General features: G+C 56.4%; 5 protein-coding genes. All 5 read left to right on the top strand.

The genetic code is table 11. The annotated features are described in order from the left end of the window. Positions 1 to 216 precede the first annotated feature (216 nt). The 5 genes from HA45_RS23210 to HA45_RS28465 all read left to right on the top strand — a co-directional run bounded on the left by HA45_RS23210 (position 217) and on the right by HA45_RS28465 (position 2,862). Positions 217 to 420, top strand: a complete 204-nt coding sequence (locus tag HA45_RS23210) for an Hha/YmoA family nucleoid-associated regulatory protein (RefSeq protein WP_100701395.1) — start codon at positions 217 to 219, stop codon at positions 418 to 420. Between the two features lie 205 nt (positions 421 to 625). Further along, complete coding sequence (locus HA45_RS27380; protein ID WP_157811626.1) at positions 626 to 790, top strand: hypothetical protein; 165 nt, start codon at positions 626 to 628, stop codon at positions 788 to 790. A gap of 143 nt (positions 791 to 933) precedes the next feature. Then, complete coding sequence (locus tag HA45_RS28475; protein WP_244563524.1) at positions 934 to 1,506, top strand: hypothetical protein; 573 nt, start codon at positions 934 to 936, stop codon at positions 1,504 to 1,506. Next, positions 1,478 to 1,981 carry a hypothetical protein gene (locus HA45_RS28470; protein WP_240629199.1) on the top strand — a complete coding sequence of 168 codons (504 nt, stop codon included), beginning with the start codon at positions 1,478 to 1,480 and terminating at the stop codon, positions 1,979 to 1,981. Before HA45_RS28475 ends, HA45_RS28470 begins: the two co-directional genes overlap by 29 nt. Positions 1,982 to 1,998: 17 nt before the next feature. Further along, on the top strand, positions 1,999 to 2,862 hold the full coding sequence (locus HA45_RS28465) for a DotA/TraY family protein (protein WP_240629200.1): 864 nt from the start codon (positions 1,999 to 2,001) through the stop codon (positions 2,860 to 2,862). Positions 2,863 to 2,880 lie beyond the last annotated feature (18 nt).

The raw sequence follows: 2,880 nt of genomic DNA, 5'->3' as shown, positions 1-2,880 counted from the left end.
GCCCGGGACTCGGCCCCGCCCCCCCCTGCGCTCCGGTGGGCCTGAAGGCAGGCGGGCAGAGCCGGTATGAACCGGCGCCAGTGGAAAAGTCCGTCACGGCACACCATACTCATCAGGCAAAAAGTTGATTTACATTCAGTCTGTTCAGGGTGATACGCTGCGCTTATCTGCGTTATCATTGCCTTCTGCATTGCTATCCCACCATTGAGAACAACCATGACCCGAACCGAATGGCTGCTGAAGTTCCGGCGATACCAGAATCTGGACACGCTGGAGAAAGTTTACGAGCACCTGCAATACACCGGTGACGCACAGGAAGAGTTTGCGATGACGTCGGCCTATGACCACCGCAAAGCCGAGTTCGCCGCCGGCAAGCTGTTTGACCGCGTGCCTAAGCATGTCTGGCAGTACGTGAAGTAAAGCCTTCTGACCCCGCCTTTCACCGGGCGGCGTCCGCCCGCCGGTGCTTCACCGGCGCACTGAGAGCCCCCTGTCATGTTGAACAAAACACTGAGCGTCATTGCCCGGGTGGGCATGGCCGTCTTCTTCATTTACGCATTGTGGCCACACATCATTACTCTCCAGGACCACGCACAGTCGTGGGAACATGACACCGGTGGAATGGATGGTGCTGACTGGTTCTCTGCTCTTCGCCGCCTGCTTTGCGCTGGCGCTGGTTGCCGTCGCGATGCTCGTTGGGTTCAGCGTGGTTTCCGCTGGCGCCCGTGTGCTGAAACATCATCTCGCCTTCATCCTTCGCGACGCAGCCCCGCTGCGGTGCAGTCGCTGATAACGCCCTAATACCGCCGCATTGCGGCCTTCACTTATTCCATCCGGTCAGCTCCTGACCCGCAGGTAATCCATGAAGCTACTGACAAAATTCAGGCGGCGGCTCTGCTGTGCGCCGCGTCCTGCCCGGCGCTCGCCAACGGCGTGGACTATCAGACCATCAGTGACGCCGCCAGCAAGACCGGGGACCTTTCCCGGCAGGCGCTGGTGATGATATTCGGGGACGTGGTGATATCGCCGTTCCAGCCCGGGCAGGCCACGCTCATCGGCTCGCTGTTCGCGCTGCTGAACGGCGTGCTGTGCACGGTGGCGCTGGTGTGGTTCCTTATCGTGACGCTCAAAACGCTGTTCAAGGGCGGGCAGGACGGTAAGGTGTTCAGCGCCGGACGCTCGATGCTGCACCCCGTGATGAGCTTTGCCGGCTTTATTACGCTTATCCCCACTGCATCCGGATGGTCGCTGTCGCAGCTGGTGATGCTGTGGGCGGCCTCCACCATGGGCATCGGCAGCGCCAACCTGCTGACCGACAAGGCCGCCGACATGATAAGCAGCGGGATGTCGCTGGTCGTACAGCCCACGGCGCCCTCCACGCGATCGGCGGCGCGCGCGGTGCGGCAGCGCCCGCATCCCGGAGACATCAACGGGCGTACTCGACAGCCTGTTCGGCTCGGCGGTGAACACGGCGAGCGTGACCACGGCGCAACGTTCCGCACTTGATACGATGCAGTCCACGCTCGATGCCGCGGCGCAGGCGTATGTCGACGCATACCTGAGCAGGCGTGACCAGGACACCGGCACGCTGAACGATCCGGAGACCACGATTCAGAATGCGGCCGCAGCGTATGAAACCACGGTCAACAACGCGCTGAATCAGCTCAACTATCAGGACTCGCTGCAGAGCCAGCTGACGACGCAACTCAAAACTTACGGGTGGATTTCGCTGGGCGCCTGGTACAACACCTTTGCGACGGCCAACAGCAAAACGAACGAAGTGGCCAACGCGGCCCCGGTGACGTCAGGGGCAAGCATGCACGGTGAAACCGACACAGGTGACCTGTATCACCAGGTGTTAACGGCCTACCGTTCGCAGGTGCAGAACAGTACTTACACCGCGCCTCTGGGCACGCAAACGGCTAAAGATGATGGTGGTGCAGCGGCAAATGCTGCTGATCCGGATGATATTTTTTTGTAGGTTTGTTAAGAAGTCCTATGCAGAGGCTTACGACTGTTTTTGCAACGGGAATGACAGGGACTGAAGCTAATTTCTCTAATCAAGTAAATCCACTAATTAAAATGCAAACTGTAGGCGACTATACATTAGGCTCGACAGAGGTCGCCCTTACTGCGTTTGTCAGTGCTTATGGGGCAGCAGCTGTAGATCATTCTTTGCTTGGAAAATTTGGTGAATTAACACAAAACCCAGCCGGAACTATTAAAGATATTCTGGGCTTATTATCGCCTCCATTTTATTTTCTAATGTTGTTACTATTCGCAGTTGGATTTTCTCTGGCCGTATTCCTGCCTGCAGTTCCGTTTCTTTACTGGATGGTAGGTGCGTTCAACTGGTTTGTCAGTGTGATGGTTGGATGTGCTGCGGGTCCGATGTGGTCTGCGACACACCTTGGTGCAGAAGAAGATAAGGGTAGCCGCAGCGCGTACGGCTATATTTTCCTGATTGATATGATGCTTCGCCCCTCACTGATGGTGCTGGGATTCTTTTTTGCCTCTGTCGCCGTTATGGCGGGCGGGACACTGCTGAATCTGCTGTTTGGAACAGCGCTAGCTAATACGAACGCTGATTCAATAGTGGGATTAGTAAAATTGGTTGGTTGGCTAATGGTTTATGCGCGTATTGCAACCTTTGGCGTGACGCGAGTTTTTGGGCTGCAGGCTACTTTGGCTGATTACGTGATCACGTTCCTGGGAGGTGCAGGAATAGCTGGCATCATGGGTGGAATGGTTGATGACGTCAAAGGGATGTTTGCAGCAGCGGGGGGAGGCTCATGTAAGGTTCCTGGGTTGAAAAACATGCCTAATCGTAACGAGCCATCCAAAGAAGACGGTGTGAAGTAATTACACCTGGATTTATTT

The organism is Pantoea rodasii (genome assembly GCF_002095465.1).
GTDB classification, from domain to species: domain Bacteria; phylum Pseudomonadota; class Gammaproteobacteria; order Enterobacterales; family Enterobacteriaceae; genus Pantoea; species Pantoea rodasii.
The sequence above is the reverse complement of the archived record's forward strand: the minus strand, read 5'-3'. Positions and strand labels throughout refer to the sequence as shown.